The 25,338-nt window shown below is 42.0% G+C and carries 23 protein-coding genes, 1 other RNA gene and 1 riboswitch; of the genes, 4 read left to right on the top strand and 20 right to left on the bottom strand.

Annotated features, from left to right (window positions below):
• Nucleotides 1-613: 613 nt before the first annotated feature.
• The 7 genes from ACH0BF_RS06090 to ACH0BF_RS06060 all read right to left on the bottom strand — a co-directional run bounded on the left by ACH0BF_RS06090 (nucleotide 614) and on the right by ACH0BF_RS06060 (nucleotide 6,498).
• Nucleotides 614-1,921 (bottom strand): nucleobase:cation symporter-2 family protein, encoded by a 1,308-nt coding sequence (locus ACH0BF_RS06090; RefSeq protein WP_120032491.1) that lies wholly within the window; start codon nucleotides 1,919-1,921, stop codon nucleotides 614-616.
• Nucleotides 1,918-2,502: a xanthine phosphoribosyltransferase gene (locus ACH0BF_RS06085; RefSeq protein ID WP_120032493.1), complete on the bottom strand. Its 585-nt coding sequence runs from the start codon at nucleotides 2,500-2,502 to the stop codon at nucleotides 1,918-1,920. Before ACH0BF_RS06085 ends, ACH0BF_RS06090 begins: the two co-directional genes overlap by 4 nt.
• Nucleotides 2,503-2,622: 120 nt before the next feature.
• A riboswitch (purine riboswitch) is annotated at nucleotides 2,623-2,724 on the bottom strand.
• Between the two features lie 130 nt (nucleotides 2,725-2,854).
• Nucleotides 2,855-3,691, bottom strand: a complete 837-nt coding sequence (locus ACH0BF_RS06080; RefSeq protein ID WP_120032495.1) for a cytochrome c oxidase assembly protein — start codon at nucleotides 3,689-3,691, stop codon at nucleotides 2,855-2,857.
• Nucleotides 3,692-3,819: 128 nt separating this feature from the next.
• Entirely contained in the window at nucleotides 3,820-4,962 is a 1,143-nt protein-coding gene (locus ACH0BF_RS06075) for a THUMP domain-containing class I SAM-dependent RNA methyltransferase (protein ID WP_340853509.1), read from the bottom strand.
• A 107-nt stretch (nucleotides 4,963-5,069) separates the two neighbouring features.
• Nucleotides 5,070-5,464: RNase P RNA component class B (rnpB, locus tag ACH0BF_RS06070), an RNA gene on the bottom strand.
• A 73-nt stretch (nucleotides 5,465-5,537) separates the two neighbouring features.
• Complete coding sequence (gene gpsB, locus ACH0BF_RS06065; protein ID WP_120032499.1) at nucleotides 5,538-5,855, bottom strand: cell division regulator GpsB; 318 nt, start codon at nucleotides 5,853-5,855, stop codon at nucleotides 5,538-5,540.
• Between the two features lie 82 nt (nucleotides 5,856-5,937).
• Nucleotides 5,938-6,498, bottom strand: coding sequence for an SLOG family protein (locus ACH0BF_RS06060; protein WP_406909036.1), 561 nt, complete (start codon nucleotides 6,496-6,498; stop codon nucleotides 5,938-5,940).
• Between the two features lie 42 nt (nucleotides 6,499-6,540).
• Here ACH0BF_RS06060 and ACH0BF_RS25100 point away from each other — a divergent pair, with 42 nt between their 5' ends.
• Nucleotides 6,541-6,846: a hypothetical protein gene (locus ACH0BF_RS25100; RefSeq protein ID WP_462791421.1), complete on the top strand. Its 306-nt coding sequence runs from the start codon at nucleotides 6,541-6,543 to the stop codon at nucleotides 6,844-6,846.
• 198 nt (nucleotides 6,847-7,044) lie between these two features.
• Here ACH0BF_RS25100 and ACH0BF_RS06050 read toward each other — a convergent pair whose 3' ends face one another.
• The 5 genes from ACH0BF_RS06050 to ACH0BF_RS06030 all read right to left on the bottom strand — a co-directional run bounded on the left by ACH0BF_RS06050 (nucleotide 7,045) and on the right by ACH0BF_RS06030 (nucleotide 11,803).
• Complete coding sequence (locus ACH0BF_RS06050) at nucleotides 7,045-8,280, bottom strand: ribonuclease H-like domain-containing protein (protein WP_406909034.1); 1,236 nt, start codon at nucleotides 8,278-8,280, stop codon at nucleotides 7,045-7,047.
• Between the two features lies 1 nt (nucleotide 8,281).
• On the bottom strand, nucleotides 8,282-10,564 hold the full coding sequence (locus tag ACH0BF_RS06045; protein WP_406909031.1) for a DEAD/DEAH box helicase: 2,283 nt from the start codon (nucleotides 10,562-10,564) through the stop codon (nucleotides 8,282-8,284).
• 131 nt (nucleotides 10,565-10,695) lie between these two features.
• Complete coding sequence (locus ACH0BF_RS06040) at nucleotides 10,696-11,067, bottom strand: YppG family protein (RefSeq protein ID WP_340853506.1); 372 nt, start codon at nucleotides 11,065-11,067, stop codon at nucleotides 10,696-10,698.
• 64 nt (nucleotides 11,068-11,131) lie between these two features.
• Nucleotides 11,132-11,482, bottom strand: coding sequence for a DUF1798 family protein (locus tag ACH0BF_RS06035; RefSeq protein ID WP_406909029.1), 351 nt, complete (start codon nucleotides 11,480-11,482; stop codon nucleotides 11,132-11,134).
• A 99-nt stretch (nucleotides 11,483-11,581) separates the two neighbouring features.
• Nucleotides 11,582-11,803: a hypothetical protein gene (locus ACH0BF_RS06030; RefSeq protein ID WP_120032511.1), complete on the bottom strand. Its 222-nt coding sequence runs from the start codon at nucleotides 11,801-11,803 to the stop codon at nucleotides 11,582-11,584.
• A 392-nt stretch (nucleotides 11,804-12,195) separates the two neighbouring features.
• Between ACH0BF_RS06030 and recU the strand changes: the two genes are divergently transcribed.
• The gene (gene recU, locus ACH0BF_RS06025; protein WP_120032513.1) at nucleotides 12,196-12,801 is read left to right on the top strand and encodes a Holliday junction resolvase RecU; all 606 of its coding nucleotides are present in this window, start codon (nucleotides 12,196-12,198) and stop codon (nucleotides 12,799-12,801) included.
• Between the two features lie 55 nt (nucleotides 12,802-12,856).
• Entirely contained in the window at nucleotides 12,857-15,712 is a 2,856-nt protein-coding gene (locus tag ACH0BF_RS06020) for a transglycosylase domain-containing protein (RefSeq protein WP_406909027.1), read from the top strand.
• 17 nt (nucleotides 15,713-15,729) lie between these two features.
• On the opposite strand, the gene ACH0BF_RS06015 is transcribed toward ACH0BF_RS06020, so the two are convergent.
• The 8 genes from ACH0BF_RS06015 to dinG form a co-directional block, all read right to left on the bottom strand.
• Entirely contained in the window at nucleotides 15,730-16,239 is a 510-nt protein-coding gene (locus ACH0BF_RS06015; protein ID WP_120032517.1) for a YpoC family protein, read from the bottom strand.
• Nucleotides 16,236-16,889, bottom strand: a complete 654-nt coding sequence (gene nth / locus ACH0BF_RS06010) for an endonuclease III (RefSeq protein WP_120032519.1) — start codon at nucleotides 16,887-16,889, stop codon at nucleotides 16,236-16,238. Before nth ends, ACH0BF_RS06015 begins: the two co-directional genes overlap by 4 nt.
• 15 nt (nucleotides 16,890-16,904) lie before the next feature.
• Nucleotides 16,905-17,594 carry a DnaD domain-containing protein gene (locus ACH0BF_RS06005; protein ID WP_120032521.1) on the bottom strand — a complete coding sequence of 230 codons (690 nt, stop codon included), beginning with the start codon at nucleotides 17,592-17,594 and terminating at the stop codon, nucleotides 16,905-16,907.
• Nucleotides 17,595-17,798: 204 nt separating this feature from the next.
• Nucleotides 17,799-19,091, bottom strand: coding sequence for an asparagine--tRNA ligase (gene asnS, locus ACH0BF_RS06000; RefSeq protein WP_406909024.1), 1,293 nt, complete (start codon nucleotides 19,089-19,091; stop codon nucleotides 17,799-17,801).
• Between the two features lie 260 nt (nucleotides 19,092-19,351).
• Nucleotides 19,352-20,551, bottom strand: coding sequence for a pyridoxal phosphate-dependent aminotransferase (locus ACH0BF_RS05995; protein ID WP_120032525.1), 1,200 nt, complete (start codon nucleotides 20,549-20,551; stop codon nucleotides 19,352-19,354).
• A gap of 34 nt (nucleotides 20,552-20,585) precedes the next feature.
• Nucleotides 20,586-20,756: a YpmA family protein gene (locus ACH0BF_RS05990; protein WP_120032528.1), complete on the bottom strand. Its 171-nt coding sequence runs from the start codon at nucleotides 20,754-20,756 to the stop codon at nucleotides 20,586-20,588.
• Nucleotides 20,757-20,837: 81 nt separating this feature from the next.
• A complete protein-coding gene (locus ACH0BF_RS05985) occupies nucleotides 20,838-21,644 on the bottom strand; it encodes a hypothetical protein (RefSeq protein WP_340853498.1) in 807 nt (268 codons plus the stop codon).
• Between the two features lie 72 nt (nucleotides 21,645-21,716).
• Nucleotides 21,717-24,521, bottom strand: coding sequence for an ATP-dependent DNA helicase DinG (gene dinG / locus ACH0BF_RS05980; RefSeq protein WP_406909021.1), 2,805 nt, complete (start codon nucleotides 24,519-24,521; stop codon nucleotides 21,717-21,719).
• A gap of 199 nt (nucleotides 24,522-24,720) precedes the next feature.
• Here dinG and ACH0BF_RS05975 point away from each other — a divergent pair, with 199 nt between their 5' ends.
• The gene (locus ACH0BF_RS05975) at nucleotides 24,721-25,272 is read left to right on the top strand and encodes a TetR/AcrR family transcriptional regulator (protein ID WP_120032534.1); all 552 of its coding nucleotides are present in this window, start codon (nucleotides 24,721-24,723) and stop codon (nucleotides 25,270-25,272) included.
• Nucleotides 25,273-25,338: the final 66 nt, after the last annotated feature.

Here is a 25,338-nt window from a genome sequence, read left to right as displayed (position 1 = left end):
GGCGGTCCGTGAGTCTCCTCGTTGTATGCACTCCTGCGAGGTCTCGCCAGGAAGCTCTTTTGCCGCTGGAGCCACCGCCTTCCTTTGCGATCAACGGTGGAAAAACAACATTTATCTTTAACAGATCCAAAAACAAAAAGACAAAAAATGAGTACCCATTAAGGTACTCAAGTAGAAATCTCTGTAGCATTCTCTTTGTTACATTCATTCACTCTTTCACTTATGCTTATCCGACCATGACAAGCTTATGGCTGTTTCGTGTAACAGCGTGCTGAAAAGGCTCGTTCTATTGAGTGATCGTTATGGCCTGACATCAGAGACAATCAACTGTTGTTTCTTATTATTCTCACTGTAAGCAGCAGTTACTCTATCCCATCCGCCACCATGTCGATACTTTTTCAGTCCTGATATATAACTGATTTTGAAATTCTTATTCCTTGATCACCCATGACATTCGAAATTCTTACGAATCTACCTTTCTGCATTCTATACACCGCTGCTTGATCAGTTGAAAAACGCCCCTTCCATTACTTTACTAAAAAGTAATGGAAGGGGCGTTACGATGTTTTAAACCCTTGGTGATGAAAAAGAATCTTGCTGAATGTACACGATATTATGAAACTTTCGATTCTGCCAGTTTAACAACCTTTTTGTTCTTGCTGCCAAGTTCGTTAAATAAGATATTCAAGAAAATGGCAGTTAGACTGCCGGCAACGATACCATTGCTCGTTAAAATTTGGACACTGGATGGCAAGCCGGCAAATAATCCCGGCACCACCGTTACTCCAAGCCCCATACCGACTGAGCAAGCAATGATTAATAAGTTTTCCTGAGAAGACATATCTGCCCGGCTCAGCATTTTAACTCCTTGGGCAACAACCATCCCAAACATGGCTACCATCGCTCCCCCTAAAACAGCGGAAGGAATAATCGTTGTAAAGGCACCAATTTTTGGCACCAAGCCAAGAATAACTAAGAAACCAGCTGTATAATAAATAATCGTTTTAGATTTCACACCGGATAACTGCATGAGACCGACGTTTTGTGAAAATGCTGTGTAAGGAAAAGCATTAAAAATAGCGCCGAGTGTATAAGCAAGACCTTCTGCACGATACCCTTTTGCTATATCTTTTTCTGATATTTCCTTGTCGCAAATATCAGAAACGGCAAAGTAAACACCTGTTGATTCTACCATGCTCACCACTGCCACAAGAATCATCGTAATAACCGATGCCCATTCGAAGGTTGGCCATTCGAAGTAAAATGGATGCACCATATGAACAACCGCCGCATCTTTTACAGGTGAAAAATCTACCTTTCCCATAAAAGCAGCGATCACTGTGCCCGCAAGCAACCCAATAAGCACTGCAATAGAACGGACAAAGCCTTTAAAAAAGCGGAATAAAGCAATAATAATAAATAAAGTAGCAAATGCTAGAATAATATTAGATGCAGAGCCAAAATCCTTGCTTCCCTGTCCACCCGCCATATTGTTCATTGCCACTGGAATAAGTGTAAGTCCAATAATGGTTACCACTGATCCTGTGACGACCGGCGGAAAAAAGCGGACGAGACGGCTAAAAAAAGAAGAGATTAACAAGACAAATATCCCTGACGCTAATACTGCTCCGTAAATCGCTGAAAGCCCGTGTTTCTCACCAATCTCTACCATCGGACCGACAGCTGTAAATGTACATCCTAAAACGACCGGCAAACCAATTCCCACAAAGCGGCCTTTCCATACTTGTAGGAAAGTCGCCACTCCACACATGAAAATATCAATAGAAACTAAATATGTGAGTTGTTCAGCTGTCATCCCCATCGAATTTCCGACAATCAACGGGATAATCACAGCGCCGGCATACATTGCTAACACATGCTGAAAGCCTAATGAAGCTGATTTTAAAACGGAAGGTTTCATACGAGTGCTCCTTCTGCAAAGGTCACTTTGCCATTTTCAAGCGACTGTACTCTGGCAAGGGACTCCACCCTTACATTCTTTTCACGGAGCAGGTTGCCGCCGTCTTGGAAAGCTTTTTCAATGACTATGCCAATGCCTGCAACAGTAGCGCCGGCTTGTTCAGCGATTTCTAATAAGCCTAAAGCGGCTTGTCCATTAGCAAGAAAATCATCAATAATTAATAGATGATCCTCATTCGTTATAAAGGACTTTGAGACAGCAATCGGATTTGTTTCTTGCTTTGTAAAGGAATAGACGTCTGCTGTATAGAGGTCCTGTGTTAATGTAAGGGATTTACGCTTTCTCGCAAAAACAACTGGTACATCGAGCACAAGACCAGCCATGACACTTGGCGCAATCCCGCTTGATTCGATCGTCAAAATCTTTGTGATCTTTTCACCAGAAAAGCGACGAACAAACTCTTCACCAATCTCCTTCATTAACTTAGGGTCAATTTGATGATTTAAAAAGGAATCCACCTTTAATACTTGATCTGAAAGTACTCTGCCTTCTCTTACAATCTTTTCTTGCAAACTCTTCACTTTGTATCCTCCTCAACTTTTTCGATCATTTGGACAGAAAAAACCCCAAAGATCATGTCATTCCTCAATTATTGAGTGAAGCAATGCCCTTTGGGGTTTGAGAAGACAGCAAGAAAGACTGCCCTTCCACTGCTCACTCATAGTCAAATGATTTACGGTCATCCGGTAGAAACTTGCAGGCCATATTCCTGCGATTATATGAGCGAATGTTGCATTTAATTGTATTCTAATTATATCAGCATAAAAAAGAATTTCAATGCTATTTACGAACATTTTTGATTTTTTCTTCTCTATTATTCGCAACTTTCAAACAAAATAGCAAACAACAACAAATTAGCTCCCATAATTATCCTTATTTTTTGATTGGATGATTTAGGGCTTGTCCCGGATGGAACGGAAAGTCATCATCCGGCTCTTCCTCTCTCTTTGCCCATTTAGAAATAAGAAGGAAAAGAGCAATGCCATAAGAGGCTAGCTGGATTCCTTTTAACATCCCTCCGGCTAGCTGTTGATCTTGAAGAGCTGTTAAATTAGGTAACAGCTGTTGGCCTTGCGTATATACAGTATAGAAAGGACTATCAGCAACCAGCAAAAAAATTCCGATCGGCAGCAACAGCAAAGAAGCGACAAACACATACATCACCCGTATAGATTCAGATAGACGGTTAATCTCGGGCAAAGGCGAAATTATGGTCCACCACATTAAAAAAGCAGCTCCTAGCATAACCACCTGAGTGATTCCTAAAAGAATCGCATGTTTTTGTAAAAAATTAAAAATTGCCGGAGCCAGATAAGCAGACAGCAGCAAATTAAATAATAAGGCCGTTACCCATGGATGAGTAAACACCTTTAACGCAAATCTCATCCGATAAGACCAGAAGAAAGACCGCAACCATTCTTTCGGCAGGCCTAAAACAAAAAGCGGCGGCACGACAAATAACATAACCATTATTTCGACAACATGGGCACTGAATAAGTCCTCTGCCGCAATGGCAGCAAACGGACTGCCCACAAAGAGATAAAACAAAATCAAGGCTGAATAAAAGTAAAATCGCTGCATCCGTTTAAAGGTATATTTGCTAGAAGAAGCTAACCTTGCATACAGAAAAGACAACAATCCTAAGACAACAAGGTAGCCGACTCCCCATAGCTGAAACCAATTAGCATCAGAAACAACTTTTCCGATCACTTGATTGTCCTCCCATTATAAAAAATAATGAAAACAAGCTAACTTATCTATATTTCCTCTATCTTAACAAAGATTCACATCTTTTCCAGACCTTCTCCTGAAATGCTTCCGTCATGCTGCTCGCTTATTTAATCATTTTTTCTTGGCGGACGTTTCCCCCAATATTGATAATAATCCGTTCGGATAAATCCATTGAACAGCTTCCGCTTTTTTGTCGCCTTCTTACCATAAAATTCCTCAAATCCTTCATGCGACGTTAACATATACACTGACCACGTATCATAACTAGCGAACGCTTGACCCATTTCCCGGTACATTGCTTCTACTTCCGGCCGGTCTCCGAGACGCTCACCATAAGGGGGATTTCCAACGATCACTCCGTACTCTTTTGATGAGGAGAAATCTTTTACATTCATTTGCTTAAATTGGATCAAATCGGCAAGTCCTGCTTCAAACGCATTTTTTTGAGCCACTTCCACCATTCGGTGATCAATATCTGAGCCTCTAATATCAAGTGGCTGATCGTAGTTTGCTACATCCTCGGCCTCAATTCTGGCATTCTCCCACACATCTTCGCCCATCCAATGCCAGTCTTCAGAAATAAATTCCCGGTTAAAGCCCGGAGCGATATTCTGGCCAATTAAAGCCGCCTCTATCGGAATGGTTCCTGAGCCGCAAAACGGATCGACAAACGGCCGATCAGGCTGCCAGTTCGTTAACTGAATCAGAGCAGCTGCTAGCGTTTCCTTTAATGGGGCACCTCCCTGGGCAATTCGGTATCCCCTTTTATGCAGGCCAGCTCCACTCGTATCAATCGTTAATGTTGCTTTATCTTTTAACAAGGATACTTCGATTTTGAACAAAGGCCCTGTCTCCTGCAGCCATGTTTGGATTTTATACTTACTTCTCAACCGTTCAACGATTGCTTTTTTGACAATGGCTTGGCAATCAGAAACACTGAATAAAGTCGATTTCACAGACTTCCCCTGTACCGGAAACTCTGCTTCTTTTGGTAAATATTGTTCCCACGGCAAAGCCTTCGTTGCTTCAAACAGCTGGTCAAACGTAGTTGCTTTGAATTCACCAACAATAATTTTCAAGCGGTCTGCCGTTCGCAGCCACATATTACAGCGGGCAATAGCTGATTCGTCTCCTTGGAAAATTACTTTTCCATTCTCTGTCCGGCACTCATAGCCAAGATTTTTCACTTCGTTTGCTACAACTGATTCCAGACCCATTGCCGCTGTAGCCATTAATGTATAGGTTGACATCTAATCACCTGCACTTATAGAGTTATGTATTGATTGCAAGAAAATATCCATATAGAACAAAAGCTCTCCATAAAGGAGAGCTTGTGAAATTATATCCCATAATAACGTTCTGTAAGCCATGTTCTGTACCATCGTACTGCAAGCGATCAGGGATGATCTTGTACTCCGGCGGTAATCATCTATCTGCGGACGTTCTAAAACATCCGCCCCTCTTATCGTTCATTTCCTTAAAGAGAGTGCCCCTACCTAAATTTGGGTTGCTCACTCGCGGGGTTTACCTCGTTCCACCTTTATAATTTCTTATAAAGCTACGTCACTGTGGCACTTTCAAGGTAATCATGCCATATCCGAAGACTTAGGCATTTTCCCTGCCGTCAATCCAGCCTGAGCCGAACTGCCCTAGCTTACTTTTTCGCTAGGCACGAACACTACGGGCATCTCAGCACCGTGTGAGCATGGACTTTCCTCTGCAGCGGAAAGGCTGCAGCGATTACCCGAACGCTATTATTGTCACCTGCACTATTATATAGGAAAATAACAATTAATGCAAGAGTCCTTTTGAATTAAGCATTATCTTATTCGTTATACAACTTATCCCCAAATACGTGCCGTTCCAAATTCGATAATCGCTTCAAAATATCAAAGTTTGTAGAGCCGGCAGCTGGCTGCGGAGTTGGAGCTGGCTGTGAGCGGCGCATCGTTGTTTCACTTTGCTTTTTCAAGCGGAGATTTTCCTGTTGAAGTTCTTCAATTGCCTGATGAAACGCTTCATAATCCTTAATGATTAAATCTAGAAACTGATCTACTTCATCTGGATTATATCCTCTCATAGAGGTTTTAAAATCTTTTTCCAAAATATCCTTTGCTGTCAGTTTCACTTTATTAGATAACATTCCCGTCATCACCTCAATATATTCCAAACCATGTTTCATTTATTTTTTCAAAAACGGACTGATTTGTCAATCTATTCAGTTGCTATTCCCAGTCTGTTTCCTTCTGCTGTTCCTCTTCTGCAACGAATTGCAAATCATAAAATGTCACTTGGCGAACATCCAATGGGTGATCCTGTTGAAAAGAACGAGCCATATCCCATAAATATTGCGGTGAACCTGGATGTTCTTCATCATAGACCGCTAACAAACCATCAGCTTTTCGCAAAAACAGCTGGTTCTTATTTCGAAATTGGGCAGGGCTTTTATAAGGCTCTTTAGAAACAGAATCCACAAAATCCGCTCTTGCTAGGATCATTTCATAATAGCTTTTGTTGTTCTCATTCCAGTTTTCGTTTTGTTGCAAAAAAGGGGTCAGTACAGCAAGCTTAACAGCAGGAAATTCCTCTTTCAATTCAAACAGCACTTCTGCCGCCCAGCATTCAACACCGAGTTGACCGCTGATCAACAGCCAATCCATCCCTTCATCAAGTAGCCGACGCAGTTCATTTTCGAGTGCTTTTTTTATGAAGAGAACTGCTGGATCATCCTGTTTGAAAATACCGAGCTCATAAGGCTTATACCCAGCCACTGTCCACACAGACATTGGAAAACCTCCTTTAGCATAACAAAAAAGCAAGGAGCTTCCTTGCTTTTTTATCTACTTAGAAGCCAAACGGCCGACGAGGGTGTCCCCCACAAAGTAATTGTTGATTGCACACATCTTGAGCAAAGGATTGAGTATGCGGATAATAGTGTTGATGTTGATACATTGATGAGTAATGTTGGCCGTATGTGTTGGATGAATAAGCGGCACAATAAATTGCTCAAACGTGCGACTTTTACAATGGATCGGCGGATGAATGACCGCCGGCAATACCGCAGGTCGGTTACAATACATTTACATAAAGTTAGAAAAGCTGTCTTTCATGTTCGTCATAAAGAAAGCAGTTAAGCCGACAACAACAAAAAATAACACAAATAAAGCGCGATACACGTTCATTCCACCCCATAAATATTTTCTCTTAGCTTTTCGTACCATTCTACATTTTACAGTCTTTTGTTGTAAGAAACAATAAACAACACGAAATAATTTTGACGAAAAAGATAAAAGACTGTCGCTTTTGTAAAATAAAAACGAAGAAAAAAATACCTACCTATTGATTTTTTGCTGAAGCCGTTTTTTTCTTTTGGCTAAATCTTCCGTCAATCGTGCTCTCGCACCGTCATGAAGAGCGTCAGCTGCTTCCGCATGATGCAATGATTGAGAAGGATTTCTTTTTTTGTGTTCATAGTATTTACTTAGCTCAATATGCGCTTCGATTCTTTCAGGTAGCGTCCCTTTACTGCACACTTTTTCCCAAAGGTCTACCGCCTGTAGCCATTTCTTCTCTTTTTTAAAATGAAAAGCTAGTGCATGGCTGGCGGAGATTTGCACTTCTTCATACTGCTCATCAATCAATTGCTGGTATGTTCCTGCTGACAATTCTTTCTCACCGACCGCTGACAGCCACTTGGCGACTTCTAGTTTTTCCCGACTTGTCTGGCTCTCTTCTGCCTGTAAGATCTGCAGACTAATGTGGGTATAGAGAGTGATGAGTGTTAGAATATCCTTTTCGTTATGCTCCATTACCTTTAATATACCCTCTGGATGTTTCCTTTCTACAAAATCAAAATAAATCATTGGAGCTAAATAGCCGGGAACATCTTCTGTGCGGCAAATGCCCAACTTCTCTCTTTCAACGTTCACAAGTTTAACGGACTCCATCGAATGCTTCCACAACCTTCTAGAAGCATGGTATAAGTCAAAGTGACCAAAGCTCGGCAGTTTTGGCACATGCTCCCGGACGAGTGTATGACGGGTTTTTACTTGTGGCCAGTCAAATGACTTGCCGTTATACGTGACCAGGGTAGTATAATCCACTCTTTCCAAAAAGCTTGAATATAACGCCACCTCATTTCCCGGGGCAGGCAAAAAATGCTGACGCACAATCACTTCCTCTTCCTGTATTCTCGCATAGCCGAGCAAAAAAATCGTATTCCCGGTTCCGCCCCCTAGACCAGTCGTTTCTGTGTCGAAAAAAAACAAATCAGAAGCGGATAGGTCTTTGGCAGACAAGGGATGCGTCCCTTCCCATTCATTCCATTTAGCGATCACTTTTTTTGCATCGGAAAATGAATGTTTGCCATGTTGGAAAGAGAGCGGATAGCGCGCTTCGCGAATGAGACACCACTGATCACCAAGAACATAAGGCTTTACACCGGCTTTTTCCCACTCCTCCTTGTAAGGCAAATCCATTTGTTGAACATCCTTCTTTTCTATAGGCTTTTCCATCTCTTCTCTAACAATATGACGCTTCATCCGCTGAAGCTTTCCCGATAATCCCATTTTACTTCTCTCCCATTGTGAGAAACATCTTCAGCAGGCGGTAGGCATCCTCTTTGGCAGAACGAAGAGCGGTATCTGTGCCGATACAAGAAGGGCAACCACTCGGACAAGGACAATGACCAATAAGCTCTGCTGCCTGCTTTACAATTTCATCTAATTGATTAAAAACTTGTTCACTGAGCCCAACCCCACCTGGGTAATGATCATAAACAAAGATAGTCGGCTTTTCATTGTGACTCGCTTTTACTTGCGGTACGATATGAATGTCCTGCGGATCGCACATCGCAAACAGCGGAATAATCGCCTTTAGCGAATGAGCGGCTCCAATCAGACCATTCTCTAAACGCTCTTCAGAAAACTCTTTTAGCTCTGTATTCAGTGACATCCACACTGCATTCGTATGCAGTTCCACCTCTGGCAAATGAATCGGTCCTGATCCGATATTTTCATGAGTATCAAATTTAATTTTCTTGAAGATGGTAGCCATCGCGTGAACAGCTACATCCCCATAGGAAAATGTGATGTGTTCTTTTTCTTGTTTTTTATCTTCTTCTAGCACTTGAAGCTGAACCGCTAAATTGGCATCCGTAAAGTAATCCACCTCTACCTCGCGAACATACGCTTTCTTTTCTTCCCAATCAAGCTCTTCCACTTGATATTGAATCCCTTGATGCAGATAAATGGCTTCATCATGCAGAAGCGTCATGGCACTGAACGTATCCATTTCTCCAATGACCTTATGGCTGCCTGTTATAGAAATATCAATAATAATGACATTTTCTTGCGAAGCAGAGCGCAAGCTAATGTTATGGGCTGGGAAAGAATCGTTCATCCAGAACCATTGGCCTTGATTTTCATGAAGCACTCTTTCTTCTGCTAAAAACTCAAGCACTTCCTCCACATCCGTCTCTCCAAACAGCTCTCCTTGCTTAAATGGCAGTTCATAAGCTGCACACTTTAAATGATCGACTAAGATTACTAGATTATCAGGGTTAATGCGAGCTGTTTCCGGCGTCCGCTTAAAAAAATAATCAGGATGATCAACGATAAACTGATCGAGCGGATCGGAGCTGGCAACCATGAGAACAAGCGATTCTCCGTGGCGGCGTCCTGCTCTTCCCGCCTGCTGCCAGGCACTGGCGATAGTCCCTGGATAACCAGTCATGACACAAACCTGTAGTTGGCCGATGTCTACTCCCAGCTCCAGTGCATTCGTACTTACTACTCCATAAATTTCTCCATTTCTTAATCCCCTCTCAATTTCACGCCGCTGTGTCGGCAAATACCCTCCTCGATAGCCTCTAATTGACTTGGCTCCGAGTTCATTTCTAACGAGCTCCTGCAAATACGTTAATAGAATCTCTACCCGCACCCGGCTTCTGGCAAAGACAATCGTTTGAATTTTATTTTTTAACATTTCGCCGGCAAGCCGACGAACTTCTAAAACAGCACTACGGCGAATGTTAAGCGGCTTATTAATGATCGGCGGATTGTAAAACACAAAATGTTTTTTGCCAGCTGGTGCTCCATTTTTATCTATTAATCTAATCTTTTTTCCAGTTAGCGTTTCGGCAAGTTCAAGCGGGTTTGCAATCGTGGCCGATGTACAAATAAAAACCGGGTCGCTTCCATAATAACGGCAAATGCGCTGCAAACGGCGCAGAACATTCGCTACATGGCTGCCGAACACCCCTCTATATATATGAAGTTCATCAATAATAATGTATTTTAAGTTCTCAAACAGCGACACCCATTTTGTATGATGCGGCAAAATAGCAGAATGAAGCATGTCAGGGTTAGTAAGAATAACTTGTCCAGCTTTTCGCACTTTTTGGCGGATGTTTGCTGGCGTATCTCCATCATATGTGTAACTGTTGATTGGCAAGCCGACTTCTTGAATTAATTCATTGATTTCGCTTTTTTGATCCTGGGCAAGCGCTTTGGTAGGAAATAGATAAAGCGCCCGGGCTTCGTCATTTTCGATTACAGATTGAAGCACCGGCAAATTATAGCAGAGTGTTTTCCCAGAGGCTGTCGGTGTTACTGCCACAAAGCTTTCACCACTCCTTGCAGCTTCATAAGCCGCTAATTGATGGGTATATAATTGCTTAATCCCTCTCTTTTTTAATGCAGCGGCAAGCTCAGGAACCATGTCAGCCGGCAGCGGAACGACCGTCGCCTCTTTTTCCGGTATCGTATGCCAATGAATAATATTTGAACGAACAGCTTCCTCCTGCCTTAGCCAGTCAATGGCTTCTTGCAATGTTTTTCTCCTGAATAGCATGCTCTCACCTCTCCTTCATTTTAGCGAACAAACGATCCATTTGGAAGAAAAAACAGCCCCTTCTTGAAAACGAACGATTTCTGCACTTCAAAAAAGACCCTGAAGGAATTATTCCTTTAGGGCCGGGGTGTTTAGGCTTTCAGCCAACCGGACATATCTTTTACAACTTTTGACAACTGCGATACGGTATTCACCATCATCCCCGCTGTATCCATCGCTTTATTAATATCAAATGTTCCATCTTTATTTTGGAAAGACTTTAGCAAAAGCTGGCTGTTACTTTTCGCTGGTGGTGTCGGCGGGATATTTTGCGGCATAGAAGAAGCGGGCGGATACATTTGATACGGTCCTTCTGGCAACTGCATTTGATAAAGTGGATGGCTCCACAATTCCCCCGGAAACTGGGAGTATCCAGAGGGAGAAGGCGTATGGCCAGGATAGGCCGGCGGTGAATGATAAGGATAATGTCCGGAATATGGATGCACCTGATCCCACGGATTCATCTTTTTTCCCCTCCCGCAACATTAGTTATAACATGCTATGTTGCACCAAAGGAAAAAGTGAATACTATTCCAGCTCTTTTAACAATTGTTGCAAAACAAAAAGTGTTGATTCCACGTAATTCCGAAAGCGCTTATAACTTGTTTCCGGAAAAAAGGCCTGTACTGAAATCAACTCTATATTCTCAACGACCGCTTTCACTTGTGGATAATGGATATGCTTAAAGTGCCTCGTTTTTAAATAAGTGGAAATTTCCTTTTCCCATTCCTCTACCTGCGAGCGGGCCTTATCAGCAAATGGTTTTACCTCTGTATAAAAATCTCCTTTTTCCTGCTGCTCTCTCGCCAGATGGTACCGATCATTAGCGCGGGTGACGGTGTCTACCAGCTGTTCTGTTAACTCTTGAAGTTTGCTCATATTCTACTCTCCTCTTCACCCTGTCATTCTTTATCTATTCTATAATTTTATAAGTTTTTCCGATAGTCTTCAAGAGAGCTCTGTGAAAGCATTATAGATTCAAAAAGATTGCACCATGCGGTAGTTAGAGGTAGTAGCCAATAGGAAATCAGCTCCCTCTTCAAGCTGTTGCATGCGTGCCATTACTAACTCTTTCTTTTTCCAGAGACGGGAATAGTGGGCTTTATGCAGAATAGTCACTCTCTTTTTTAATACATTTTCGATTTGTTCTACCTTCTCTTCAATCTCATTTAATGTACGAAGCACTTCTTCTCTTGTCATCCTTCCCACTCCTTTATCTATTCTTTTCATTCTTCCCTTGCCCAACTCTTTCTTCCCTCTCTTAACGAACTCCTTCCTACCTGACAAAACTAGGTGTCATTCGGCAAAGAAAGAAGCAACCGAACAAAAGTCTTATTTTATTCGACAAAGCTTTTATCCTCTGAAAGTACTATATTCTATGAAATGCAGATCACACGTGAAAAGGTTATAATAAAGAAGTGTGGAAAGGTTATATGAGGCGGGCAAACTGCATAACTGTACAAGAGGGTTAAAGAGTAGCGGATAATAAAACTCCGCAAACTAAACGGAGAAAGGGAAAAAATGATCCTATTTTATTACCCCGTGTATAATTTTTTCTGTTATGATATGTATTATCTTGTGAGGTGTATGCGATGACGATAAGATATCCGAACGGAAAAAAGTATGTGGCGGATACGAAAGCAACTGCAACCAGGCAGCCTCCTCTGCGGGATAGTTACAGCAATAGAGGAATGACTCTTGAAGAAGACTTAAATGAGACTAACATCTTCTATCTTGAACGTGGCCTGGCTGTTATCCATAAGAAGCCGACACCTGTGCAAATTGTTCAGGTTGATTATCCAAGAAGAAGTGCCGCAGTCATTAAGGAGGCCTACTTTAAACAGGCTTCCACTACGGATTACAACGGCGTATATCGGGGGAGATATGTCGACTTTGAGGCAAAAGAAACAAAAAATACAACCGCCTTTCCATTAAAAAACTTTCATGAACATCAAATCATTCATATGAAAAACGTGGAAAAGCAGCAAGGTATTAGTTTTGTTATTATTCGTTTTACTACAACACAGGAGGTATTTTATCTTCCAGCCAGCCGTTTGTTCGAGTATTGGGACAGAATGGAAAACGGCGGCCGAAAATCGATTACAAAAGCGGAGATGGAGAGCTCAAGCTTTTCGATTCCGACAGGCTTGCACCCCCGCATTCCTTATTTGTCTGTCATCGATCAGCTATATTTTTAGGGTCATAGATCTTAACAATCTTTATTTCCACCGAAAGCGAGGATATTGAACAAAAATGTCTGATCAATACAATTCACGTATAGAAAGAAGAAAGAAACAAAAGAAGCGTGCGCCAAAAAACACGGCGCCAACGCCAGCTGCAAAAAAACCAAAAAAGAAAAAATCATCTTTAGCTAAAAAAATATTCCTTACTTTTGCTGCCTTATTTCTTTTATGCCTGGCAGGCGGTGTAGGAACATTTGCAATGATGGTAAAAGATGCTCCAAAGCTGGACGAAGGACTGCTGCGCGATCCGATTTCATCAAAGATCTACGATATGAATGGCGATTTTGTTACATCTGTTGGTTCGGAAAAACGTGATTATGTAAAATATGAAGATGTCCCTCAATTAGTAAGAGACGCTATTCTTGCCACAGAAGATGCCCGTTTCTTTAAACATCACGGTGTGGATATTATCCGTATCGGAGGAGCGGCCATAAAAAACGTAACAAATGGCTTTGGTTCAGAGGGAGCGAGTACGATTACCCAACAAGTCGTAAAAATGTCCTTCTTGTCTCCTGACAAAACATTGAAGCGAAAAGCCCAGGAGGCTTGGCTTGCTTATCAGCTTGATAAGGAATACTCCAAAGAAGAAATTTTTGAAATGTATGTGAACAAAGTATATATGTCAGACCGCATTTTTGGCATTAAAGAAGCAGCTAATCATTATTTTGGAAAAGATTTAGATGAATTAACTTTGCCCGAAGCAGCCCTTATTGCAGGTATGCCACAAAGCCCAAATAACTACAATCCATTTGATCATCCAGACCGGGCAGAAAAGCGCCGGAATGTTGTGCTGTCTTTAATGGAGCAGCATCATAAAATTTCGAACACAGAAATGGCGAAAGCAAAGCAAGCTTCTTTATCTAGCCAGCTGGCTGAAAAAAAACCAGACACTGGAAATGCAAAGAAGTTTAATTCTTATATCGATTTGGTCATTGAAGAAGTGGAGAAAATGGGCGAATATAACCCTTACTCTGATGGATTGAAAATTTATACAACCCTTGACCCGAAAGCGCAAACCTATATGGAAAAATTGCTCGACACAGAGGAGATCATTAATTATCCGAGTGAGCAATTCCAAGCGGGGATTTCTCTGATTGATACGCAAACAGGAGAAGTTCGGGCGATTGGCGGCGGCCGTAACCAAAAAGTAGAGCGCGGCTTCAACTATGCAGTAGATTTAAAACAACGCCAGCCAGGATCAGTCATTAAGCCGCTTATTGACTATGGACCGGCTATCGAATATTTGAAATGGTCTACCTATCAGCAACTAGATGACCGTCCAGATACTTATTCGAACGGAACGCCGATTCGAAATGCCGGCGGTTCTTACATGGGACCTTTATCTATGAGAACGGCTCTCGTGTATTCCCGTAACATCCCGGCTTTGCAGACATACAAAAAAGTCGGCCATGAAAAAGCGAATGAATTTTTAAACAATGTAGGCATTCAAATTCCAAAGCAGCAATCGGAAAATGAATCTAACTCCATTGGAGCGATGAGCGGCATTTCTCCACTTGATTTATCCGGTGCTTATGCAGCTTTTGGCAATGGAGGTACCTACAATAAACCTCACACAGTGAAGAAAATTATTTTACCTGATGGTGATACAGAAGTAAGAAACGATGTCAAACCGAAAGAAGCAATGAGCGATTATACAGCTTATATGATTACCGATATGCTGAAAGATGTTGTGGATGAAGGAACGGGTCGTTTGGCGAATATTCCTGGACTTCCTTTAGCGGGTAAAACCGGGACAACAAACTACACAGCTAAAGAGAAAAGGGAGTGGAATATCCCTTCATCTGGTTCACCTGATTCCTGGTTTGTCGGCTACACAACAAACTACACAGCAGCCATCTGGACGGGATACGAAAGTAAAAAGGAATATTTATCAAAGGACAGCCAAAAGATTTCCAAAGAACTGTTTAAGCATTTAATGGAAGAAGTTTCATCGGACGAAGAAACCAAAAACTTTAAAAAACCAAACAGTGTAGTGGAGTTACCAATTAAAAAAGGATCAAACCCAGCTGAAATCGCTGGCGCAGGCACACCTGACAGCGAGAAAGTATATGAATTGTTTGTTAAAGGAGAAGAGCCTAAAAAAGTATTTAATGATTTCAAAGAGAAGGATAAAGAGAAGGATAAGGACAAAGAAAAAGAGGAAGAAACAGAAGGAAAAATTGAAAATCTAACGGCCTCTTATAACGCTTCTTCCCAAAGCATTTCTGTAAGTTGGTCGTTCGGAGGAAAAGGATCACCAAGCTTTACCGTTTCTTCTTCTACCGGAGAATCACAATCGACCGGCGGATCATCTGTCGTCTTTGGCAATGCACAACCGGGAAATTCATACAGTTTTACTGTAACAGCTACAGTCGATGGCAAAACAGTTGATACAGCCTCAACATCCATTACTGTTCCATCGGGAGAAGAGCCTCCAGTAGATGAGGATCAGGATAACCCGACACAGCCTGATGACAATAACCCAGATAATCCAGACAGTGATGATAACAATAATGGCGGAGACAATGGCAATGGTGATAGCGGTGGTGGCAATAACGGCGGCGGCAATAATGGCGGCGGCAATAACGGCGGCGGCAATAACGGCGGCGGCAATAACGGCGGCGGCAATAACGGCGGCGGCAATAACGGCGGCGGTAATAACGGCGGCGGCAATAACGGCGGCGGCAATAACGGCGGCGGCAATAACGGCGGCGGCAACAGCGGAACGCCGACTCCTCCCACAACTGAGACTCCTGGGTCAGGTGGAGGAACGCCGACTCCTCCTTCCGGAAATGGCAATACACAGCAAGATACACCAGCCACACCACCTCCTTCTGGAAACCAGAAACAAGGTACTGATGAATAATAAAATAAAAGGATGGCCTACAGGCCATCCTTTTTGTTCTTCTTTTTAATTGCTAAATATTTTGCTGTTTGTTTTTCTTGCTCGATCATCAGCTCAGATACTTGCATATATGAATGATAAGAATAAGGCCGCTTAAAGATAAATTCAAGCCGCTCCTCTACGTTCACCGGTTTGATGCTCAACTCCCTTATTCTCTGCTTCCAATCATGCAATTGTACTGGCTGGCCATTGCTCCAAAACAAATTCATCAAAAATAAGGCTATCATCGCCTTTGCTTCGTTATGTACCTCTCGATCCCGCTGCTGGAATTTACGTTCAAGCTGCTCCTTTAAACGAGGCCATTCTGCTTTAATGAGAGGCAGTCCTTTCTCTTCACTAAGCCATGGCTGTTCCGTTCCCGAAAGCTCATAGATAAAAAAAGGGGCTGAAGACAGAGAAGCTCCAACTGGCAATTCTCCCACCCCTTCATTGGGAAAGAACAGTGGGTGCTTTAACTGTTCAACAAGCTTTATACGGTCTTTTTTCATCCTAACCTTCTCTTCATCCTTTTTTGTCCCTCTCGACATAAATCAAGCAATGGACAAATTTCACATTGAGGAGACTGCGCTTTACAATGATAGCGCCCGAAAAAAATGAGTCTGTGATGAGTGACAGACCATTCGTCTTTAGGAATTTTTCTCATAAGAGTTTCTTCAACTTCTGTAACAGAGTCTTTCCATCGACAGAAACCGAGCCGTTTACTCACTCTCTCTACATGGGTATCCACGGCAATAGCAGGCACACCAAAAGCAACAGAGGCAACCACATTGGCTGTTTTTCGGCCAACACCCGGAAGCTTCACTAACTCTTCCTGTGTTCTCGGCACCTCTCCGCCCATCTCTTCAATCAGCATGCGACACAGCTTCTGAATATTTTTCGCTTTATTGCGAAACAATCCGATCGACCGAATATCTTCTTGTAGCTCTTCAAGTGGAACAGCCAAATAATCCTCTGGTGTTTTATACTTTTTAAATAAATCCTTCGTTACCTTATTAACCAAGGCATCTGTACACTGTGCGGATAACAGGACAGCAATCACCAATTCAAATGGATTATCATGGCGAAGCTCACAATGCGCTTCAGGAAACATCTCGGCAATCGTATCAAGGCAATAGCGTATTTGTGTTTTGTTCAACATGACTGTTCTCTCCTTTTACTGCTCAAGCCAATTATAGAACGGTACAGCTTTTTTGGAACGCTGTACTTGATCAGAGGGAGATTGGTTTTTCCGGAAGCGTTGTCCATATTCTCTCGCCTGTTCGAGCGTTTCAATCCCCTGTTTCTTCCATTCAAATAAAATCCGGTCAATATATCGAAAATTCATCTTTCCGGAAATAACAGCTTCTCTCAAGGCAGCCTTAATAATAACTGCATCATGATGGTCTTGGTCGATCCAAATTGCCAATGTTTCACATTCAAGTGGAGAAAGCGGACGGCCAAATTCCTTTTCAAAACAAGTATACAGATCCTGCTCTTCGCTCATGGCTTGATGCAGGGCAGATTGTCTTGATTGCTGCAGCATAAAATCAGCAAGTTTTTTCCAAAGCGGCTTTAAAGAATAGCTTTCAAAACCCAATGTATCTCCTTGTTCAATGGCAAGCATTTGCTGCTGGACAAGCTTTTTTACTAAAAGAGAACATTCTCCAGAAGAAATAGTCATATGAGCAGCAAGCTCCTCGAATGTCGGAAAATGCCGACCTTTTTGTTTGTAGGAAAAAATTTGCAGCAATAGAACAAGCTCAATTTCCGTAAGCTTCAATTTATTATAATACGCGAGTAACACTTGAGGAACGCTAACCATTCCTTCATCCATCCAATTCATTAACAACTCTTTTTGCTCCATTGCAGACACCTCACAATTAAGTATATCACGGGGAAGTTATAAAATTTAGGATTGACAAATGAGAAATTGTGATTTGCCTTTTTGATCATGATTAAACAGTAGAAAAAGGCCATCCCACTTGCTCTCCGAACCTTTGAGCCATGTTTTTATAAAATGATGGCTCAACGAGTTTGTTCTTGGCTAGCGGGATGACCTTAATAGTAATTATGGATAGAGACGGTTCAACAAACGAGGGAAAGGAATGGTTTCACGGACATGTTCCACTCCACTAATCCAAGCAACTGTCCGTTCAAGCCCTAGACCAAAGCCGGAATGAGGGACAGAACCATATTTTCGCAGTTCAAGATACCACTTATATGCTTCTGAATCAAGTTTGTGTTCCTTCAGCCGCTCACTTAATAAGTCCAAATCATGAATCCTTTCCGAACCGCCGATAATTTCTCCATATCCTTCGGGAGCAATTAAATCGGCACATAAGACTACTTCTTCCCGATCTGCATCCGGCTGCATATAAAATGGCTTAATAGAAGTCGGATAGTGAGTAATAAATACAGGTTTTTCATAACTTTCCGCAATGGCTGTTTCGTGCGGGGCCCCGAAGTCGTCCCCCCATTCAATGTCAGTAAACCCTTTTTCATGTAAAAATTCAATGGCTTTATCGTATGTAATACGCGGAAAAGGCGCTTTGACCTGTTCAAGCTTTGAAGTATCACGACCAAGCCGTTCAAGCTCCAGGCGGCAGTTTTCTAGAACCGACTGGACAACATGTGCCACGTACTCTTCTTGCACTCTTAAATTATCCTCAAAGGTATAGAAAGCCATTTCTGGCTCGATCATCCAAAATTCAATCAGGTGACGGCGAGTTTTTGACTTTTCAGCGCGGAATGTCGGTCCGAAAGAAAACACTTTTCCGAGCGCCATTGCTGCTGCTTCCATATACAACTGCCCGCTTTGGGAAAGATACGCATCTTCGTCAAAGTATTGGGTATGAAATAATTCAGACGTTCCTTCTGGAGCGCTGCCTGTTAAAATCGGCGGGTCTACTTTTACAAATCCCCGCTCGTTAAAAAACTCATATGTTGCCCGGATAATTTCATTGCGAATTTTCATAACCGCATGCTGTCGACGGGATCGGAGCCATAAATGGCGATGATCCATTAGAAATTCAGTGCCATGCTCTTTCGGTGTGATCGGATAATCTACCGCTTCAGAAATGATCTCAATTCCGTTTACTGACAACTCAAAACCAAAAGGCGACCGATTATCCTCCTGAACCACTCCCGTTACATATAAGGACGATTCCTGTGGCAGAGCTTTTGCTGCTTTAAACAGCTCTTCTCCTACTTCGCTTTTAACGGCAACCCCTTGAATGAAACCAGTTCCATCACGAAGCTGCAAAAAAGCAATTTTTCCGCTGGAACGTTTATTTGCCAGCCAAGCGCCAATCGTTACTTCTTGTCCAACGAATTGGCTTACTTCTGCTATAGTTATTTTCATATGAAATGTCCCTCCAACATATTGGCAATTCTAACCCATTCGTTTCATATTATACCTGTCTTTCTTTCGTATGTGCAAGAAATGCTTGTTAGAGCAAACTAGAAAAGCTAGGGCAAACGGTAAATATTGTTGAGCCGTATTCTCATTAACCCATGATGCTCCGCGGTACAGAACGACCGACATGTTTCATCCCTTCCCCTGACTTAAACAGAACAGGCTGTCTCTGCTTGAGACAGCCTGTTCTTCAAACTATACATATATTATTTCTTCGCTGTTGTATGGCTATTCACATACTCAGCAATGCGAGCAACAGCTTTCTCAAGTGATTCAAGAGAAGTAGCATAAGAGAGACGGATATTGTCCGGCGAGCCAAATCCACTTCCCGGGATAACCGCTACTTTCGCTTCTTCTAAGAGAGCTTTCACAAAGCCATCAACATCGTTAAAACCTGTCAGGGCAGCTGCTTCCTTCACGTTAGGGAACAGGTAGAAAGCCCCTTGTGGCTTTAGACAGCTAACACCCGGAATTTCATTCAGTTTGCGGTGAATAATATTTAGACGCTCTTCGAACGCTTTTTTCATTTCTTCTACCGGCTCTTGTGTTCCTTCATAGGCAGCAATCGAACCATATTGTGATACAGCTGTCGGATTTGAGGTTGAATGGCTTGCAAGATCCGTCATGGCTTTGATCACTTGCTCATTGCCTGCCGCATATCCAATACGCCATCCTGTCATTGAATGAGATTTTGATACACCATTAATAATGATGGTCTGCTCTTTCAATGCCGGAGAAATCTCTGCGATAGACACGTGCTTGTTTTCGCCGTACACAAGTTTTTCATAAATTTCATCTGATACAATCCAGATGTTATGCTTTAGCGCTACTTCTCCAAGCGCTTCTAATTCTTCTTTGGAATAAAGCATACCTGTCGGATTGCTAGGCGAGTTAATGATTACTGCTTTTGTTTTTGACGTAATAGCTGCGTCGAGCTGTTCCGGGGTAATTTTAAAATTGTTTTCTTCCTTGCCTTCAATGTAAACTGGCGTACCGTCAGCAAGTTTTACTTGCTCCGGATAGCTTACCCAGTATGGAGTCGGGATAATGACTTCATCTCCTTCATCCAGGATCACTTGGAACAACGTGTATAAGGCATGTTTTGCCCCTGTCGTTACAATAATTTCACTGCGCTTATAAGAGATGCCTTGATCTTTTTCAAACTTGCCGATAATGGCATCTTTTAATTCAGGCAAACCACCAGATGGTGTATATTTTGTCTGGCCTTTTTTCAATGATTCATAGGCAGCCTCGATAATATGGTCTGGTGTGTTAAAATCAGGCTCTCCAGCTCCAAGACCGATGACATCAATCCCCTGTGCTTTCATTTCCTTTGCTTTTGCTGTAATAGCTAGTGTTGTAGAAGGAGTTAACGCTTTAACCCGCTGAGCCAATTGTACGTTCACAAAAATACCTCCACTATTCTTCTATTTTATTTAGTTATGTACGATAAATAGTAAAAACAGCCTTATCTTTATCTGTTTTATCAAGCGCCAAGCCGAACATTAAGTCCTTCCGCTTTAATGTACGATTTAACGTATCAACAATCTTATATAAATCAGGCTGATTCTTGACGGTAACAGAGGATAAAACTTCAATTTTACTCTCCATGCGAATGCCTCCATTCTTTTATATTATAGCAGGAAATCAGAGCAGGTCATTAATAAATTTTGCGAAAAGTGTGAATCTCGCTCATTTTAAATCAGGGAGGGAAAAGAGTTCATATCCTTCTTTTGTAAATTTAATTATAAGCAATCCGTGCTGTTCTGTGTAATAAACATCAATCCACATTTGATAAAGTTTTTCCATTAATCTTTCATCTGGATAGCCTTCTTTTCGCTTAAATAAGACCGCTGTTTGCGGGTCAATATGAGATAGCAAGTCATGAGAAAGGCTGTTTGTTTGGCCAAATCGCGGAACTTTTATAATATTGCTATCTTTAAGGGAATGCGCCAGCAGCCTCTCTTCAGCCAATTGTGACGAAGAGGACATCCACAAGAACCGGGAATCATAGTGCTTAATGGAAAAATCGAGTCCCTCATTTTTGTCTGTACCACTGTGGAGCACAGACAATCTTATCCCCTGACTAATCTCTCGCTGGTCGCCCTCCTGCCACTGTTCATGCATAATACGGCGGCTGCGCCAGTTAGCCGGCAAAGGCCAGCCGGTAAATACCTTCTTTAACTTTCTTTTTTTCATCAACTCTTCAATAAATGATCGTCTCCAATATTTCTTCTCCGTTACAATCAATCCGGCCAGCTTCCGAATCTGAAAGTTGTTCATATATTGAAAGATTTCAGATTCGGTTCCTTTGTATCCTGTATTAATTAAAAAATGACGCCCATCTGCGGTATGCAAAAAGGCGGCTTCCCCATCCGATAATGGCAAAAACGAGAGCGCAAACTCTTCTTTTTCTAGACGCACATGGATAATAGAAGCCTCCCCATACGTAGGAGAAATAACTAACAAACATACAAAGATAAATAAGACGATTCTCATAACGGCCGCTCCTTTCACTACCGTTATGGTGCGTCATTCGCTTGCAAAATAAACACGGCTACCTTCCGGAAATCACAGCCATTTCTCAATGATTGAAATCGTCTCGCCAAGCGATGCTTCTTCTACCGGAATAGCTGGAATCGATTGTAGAAATGTTTTCCCATACGCATTTGTCTGAATGCGCCGGTCAAATACAATGATGACTCCCCGATCTGTGCTGCTGCGAATGAGCCGGCCGAACCCTTGCCGAAAGCGCAGAACCGCTTGGGGAAGAGAGTAAGCAGAAAAAGCATTTTTCCTCAATTGCGCCAGTTGTTCATTTTTTGCTTGGGTAAACGGCTCATCAGGCGGGGAAAATGGTAGTCGGACAATAATAAGACAAGATAAATCTTCTCCTGGAATGTCAATTCCCTCCCAAAAGCTGTTTGTACCAAATAAAATCGCTTTGTCAAACCTTTGGAAATTTCTTGTCAAACGGGTGCGACTTCCACTTGTAATTCCCTGGGCCAACAAAATAAAATCATCAAGAAGGCCGCTATCTTTCATTAGGTCATACGTTCTTTTCATCATGTCAAACGACGTAAACAAAACGAGCATTCTTCCTTTGGCCGCTTCAGCAACGGCTGTTAAATGATTGGCTAAAGATTCGATGTATTCTTCCTGATGGACATTTTTTACTTCCGGAACATCATTTGGAATGATCATCCGGCAATTTTGCTTAAAATCAAACGGAGATGGCAAAATGACCTCTTTATGATCAAATGCAGAAAGACCTGTCTCTTCCGCGAAAAAACGAAAAGAGCCGTTGACTGCCAGTGTTGCCGAAGTAAACACTACATGTTTTTGCTGAAGCAAGGTGTCTTGAATCATTTTGGCCGCTTCCATTGGATGAGATTTAATGACAAACGTGTTAGCGAAGGAGCGGCTATCTCCTTCCATCCAAATAACTTCATTCTCTTCCGGACGGAAAATCAACCGTAAGAGCGTAAGCTGAAGTTCCTCCCATTCTGCAATCACCTCTTTAAAGCTATCCGTCTTCACTTGTTCCGAAGCCGACATTTGTTCTCTGAATTCATCCAGCTCTCCAAGCCGGCGCTTCATCCAGGTGATAAGATTTCCCAATAACGAATCTATTCTTTCTGCACCATACTCGATATGATCCCAATAACGGAGGTTTCTCGTTTCATCAGTTATTCTCAACTGACGCCGGTGCCAGTTTCCTGACCGCTTTTTCGTATGCTGCTCAAAATACATTTGCAATACTTTGAACCATTCGTCACTTTCAAATTGAAGCTCTTGCAGCCTGCGATTGACAGACAACCGTTCGTCTTCTTTCTCTGGCTTGCCATACTTGGAAAATAGCTTTTCAATTTGATAAAATAACTCTTTCTGTTCATAGGTACCAATTTTTGAAAACAACTGTTTACACGTGAGTTGGTCAATCGCTAAGCCGAGACGATCTCTTGCTGCCCGTTCAAAATGATGCGCTTCATCAATAATTACATGACGGCATGCAGGAAAGAATGCGTTTTTTGCCATTAAATCCGCAACAAGTAAAGAATGGTTCGTAATAATAATATCTGCTTCTCTCGCCTGTTTTTTAGCGTGCAAATAAAAGTCTTTATCAAGCCAGGCTTTGCGCCCTTTATTCATGTAATCGCTATCCTGCCGAATTTCATTCCAAAATAATTCCCCGCCCGAGGAAAGATTGATTTCATCTACATCGCCCGTTTCTGTTTCAAGCAGCCACGTTAAAATTTGCATTTTAGCAAGTGTAAAGTCATAATTATCGCTCATTCCCTTGAGGCTTTGGGAAAATTTATATAAATCAATGTAATGGTTTCTGCCTTTCAATACAGTGGCCCTTATTGGAAAAGGCACCAGCTGTTGCAGCTGATAAATTTCCTTTTGCAGCAGTTGCTGCTGCAAAATCACTGTATATGTACTAACAATAACTGGTTCTTTCTCCTGTTTGCTCTGATAAACAGCCGGCAAAAGGTAACCAAGAGATTTTCCTGTGCCGGTTCCCGCCTCTACTGCTAAATGCTGTGAAGTTTGCAAGGAGCGATGGACAAGATCCATCATGTCCATTTGGCTTTCACGAAGCTCAAAATGAGGAACACCCGCAATTAATGCGGCTTTTTCCTCTACTGTTTCCGGGTAAGCAGGGGGCGTTTTTTCGATGATTCTCTGTTCAATTCTCTTTTTACGAAGAGCAAGCCCCCGATATACTTCGGTCTGTTCAGGCAGCTGCTCAATATTAGATTGCTTATCTTGAATAATCGCTTTAATTAATAAATAAATATCGCTTTTCAAGCGTATAGAGAGCTTTTCCAGCTTCTCAAGGGTTACCATTGGCAGGCTCTCAAGCTTTTCAATCATCATCAGCAGCATTTCTGCTGTTACATAAGCGTCACTGTCAGCTTGATGAGGACGATCATGATGAAGCCCTAGATTGCTGGTTAATTCCCCCAACTTGTAGCTATCTGATGTTGGCCAAACAATTCTAGCCAATTCCACCGTATCGATAGCAGGACCTGAAAAAGCACTGTATCCCGCTCGTTCAAGCTCCGACTGTAGGAATTGAAGGTCAAAAGCGACGTTATGAGCAACAAAGATTGCTCCCTCTAACAAGGGAAGAATGTCCTTGGCGGCTTCATAGAAAAACGGGGCATCTTTCACGAGATCGTCAGAAATACCTGTCAGTTCTTCAATAAACACAGGAATCGGCATTTCTGGATTAAAAAAAGAGGTGTACTGTCCAGTAATTTGCTTATTTTCAATTACGACAAAGGAAGCCTGTATAATACGGTCATTTCCTTTCGACGCATGGCCGGTCGTTTCAAAGTCGGTTACGACAAATTTAAAATCCTTCATAGTCGGTTACGCACCTTTTTCCGTTAAACTTTCTTCACCAGTTTAACATATGAATTCATGTAAGAGCCAGACAGGACAAAAATCTGTTGGGATGCTGCTCTCTCTCTGATATACCTTCTTCATTATCATGACGTTGACAACTGTACCGTCCGGACGGTACAATTAAAAGACAAAATTTTTAGAAAACGAGGCGTTGGATATGATCACTGAAAAAAAAGATACAAAAGAGCGAATTATTGAAGCAGTCTATGCCTTAGTTCAAAAACAAGGAATCGCAAAAATGACTATGGAGACAGTAGCCGAAAAAGCAGGAATTAGTAAAAGTGGATTATTTTACCATTTCCCAACGAAAGAATTATTAATTGAGGCGATGGTGAATCGGCTATTTAATCAATTTGACCACCAGCTTAACCAAGAATATGAAGCGGACCAAAAACCGGGTGGACGAACACGCTCTTATATTAAAACGACCTTTCTTATGCACGATCAGGAAGAGAATGAGTTTGTGGTCGCGTTGCTTGCTGCACTTGTAAACAATCCTGAACTGCTCAGGCCGGCTAAAGATTATTATGAACTATGGCAAAGCCAATTGGAAAATGACGAAATAGACCCGGTCATTGCTACCATCATCCGCTTAACGACCGACGGTTTGTGGTTTTCAGAACTATTTGGTTTAGCTCCTATTGATTCGGGTTTACGTCAGCGCGTTTATGAAACCCTTTCCAATTTAATAGACAAACGAGAGAAATGATTTTATCTTTTTTCTTTCATTGTTTATGTATTTCTACCGTTATTCCAAGAGGGAGTGATTAAGAGC

This window comes from Pseudobacillus sp. 179-B 2D1 NHS (assembly GCF_045370945.1).
Lineage (GTDB): Bacteria > Bacillota > Bacilli > Bacillales > Domibacillaceae > Pseudobacillus.
Note: the sequence above shows the minus strand (reverse complement) of the source record. Positions and strands in the feature narration are given on the sequence as shown.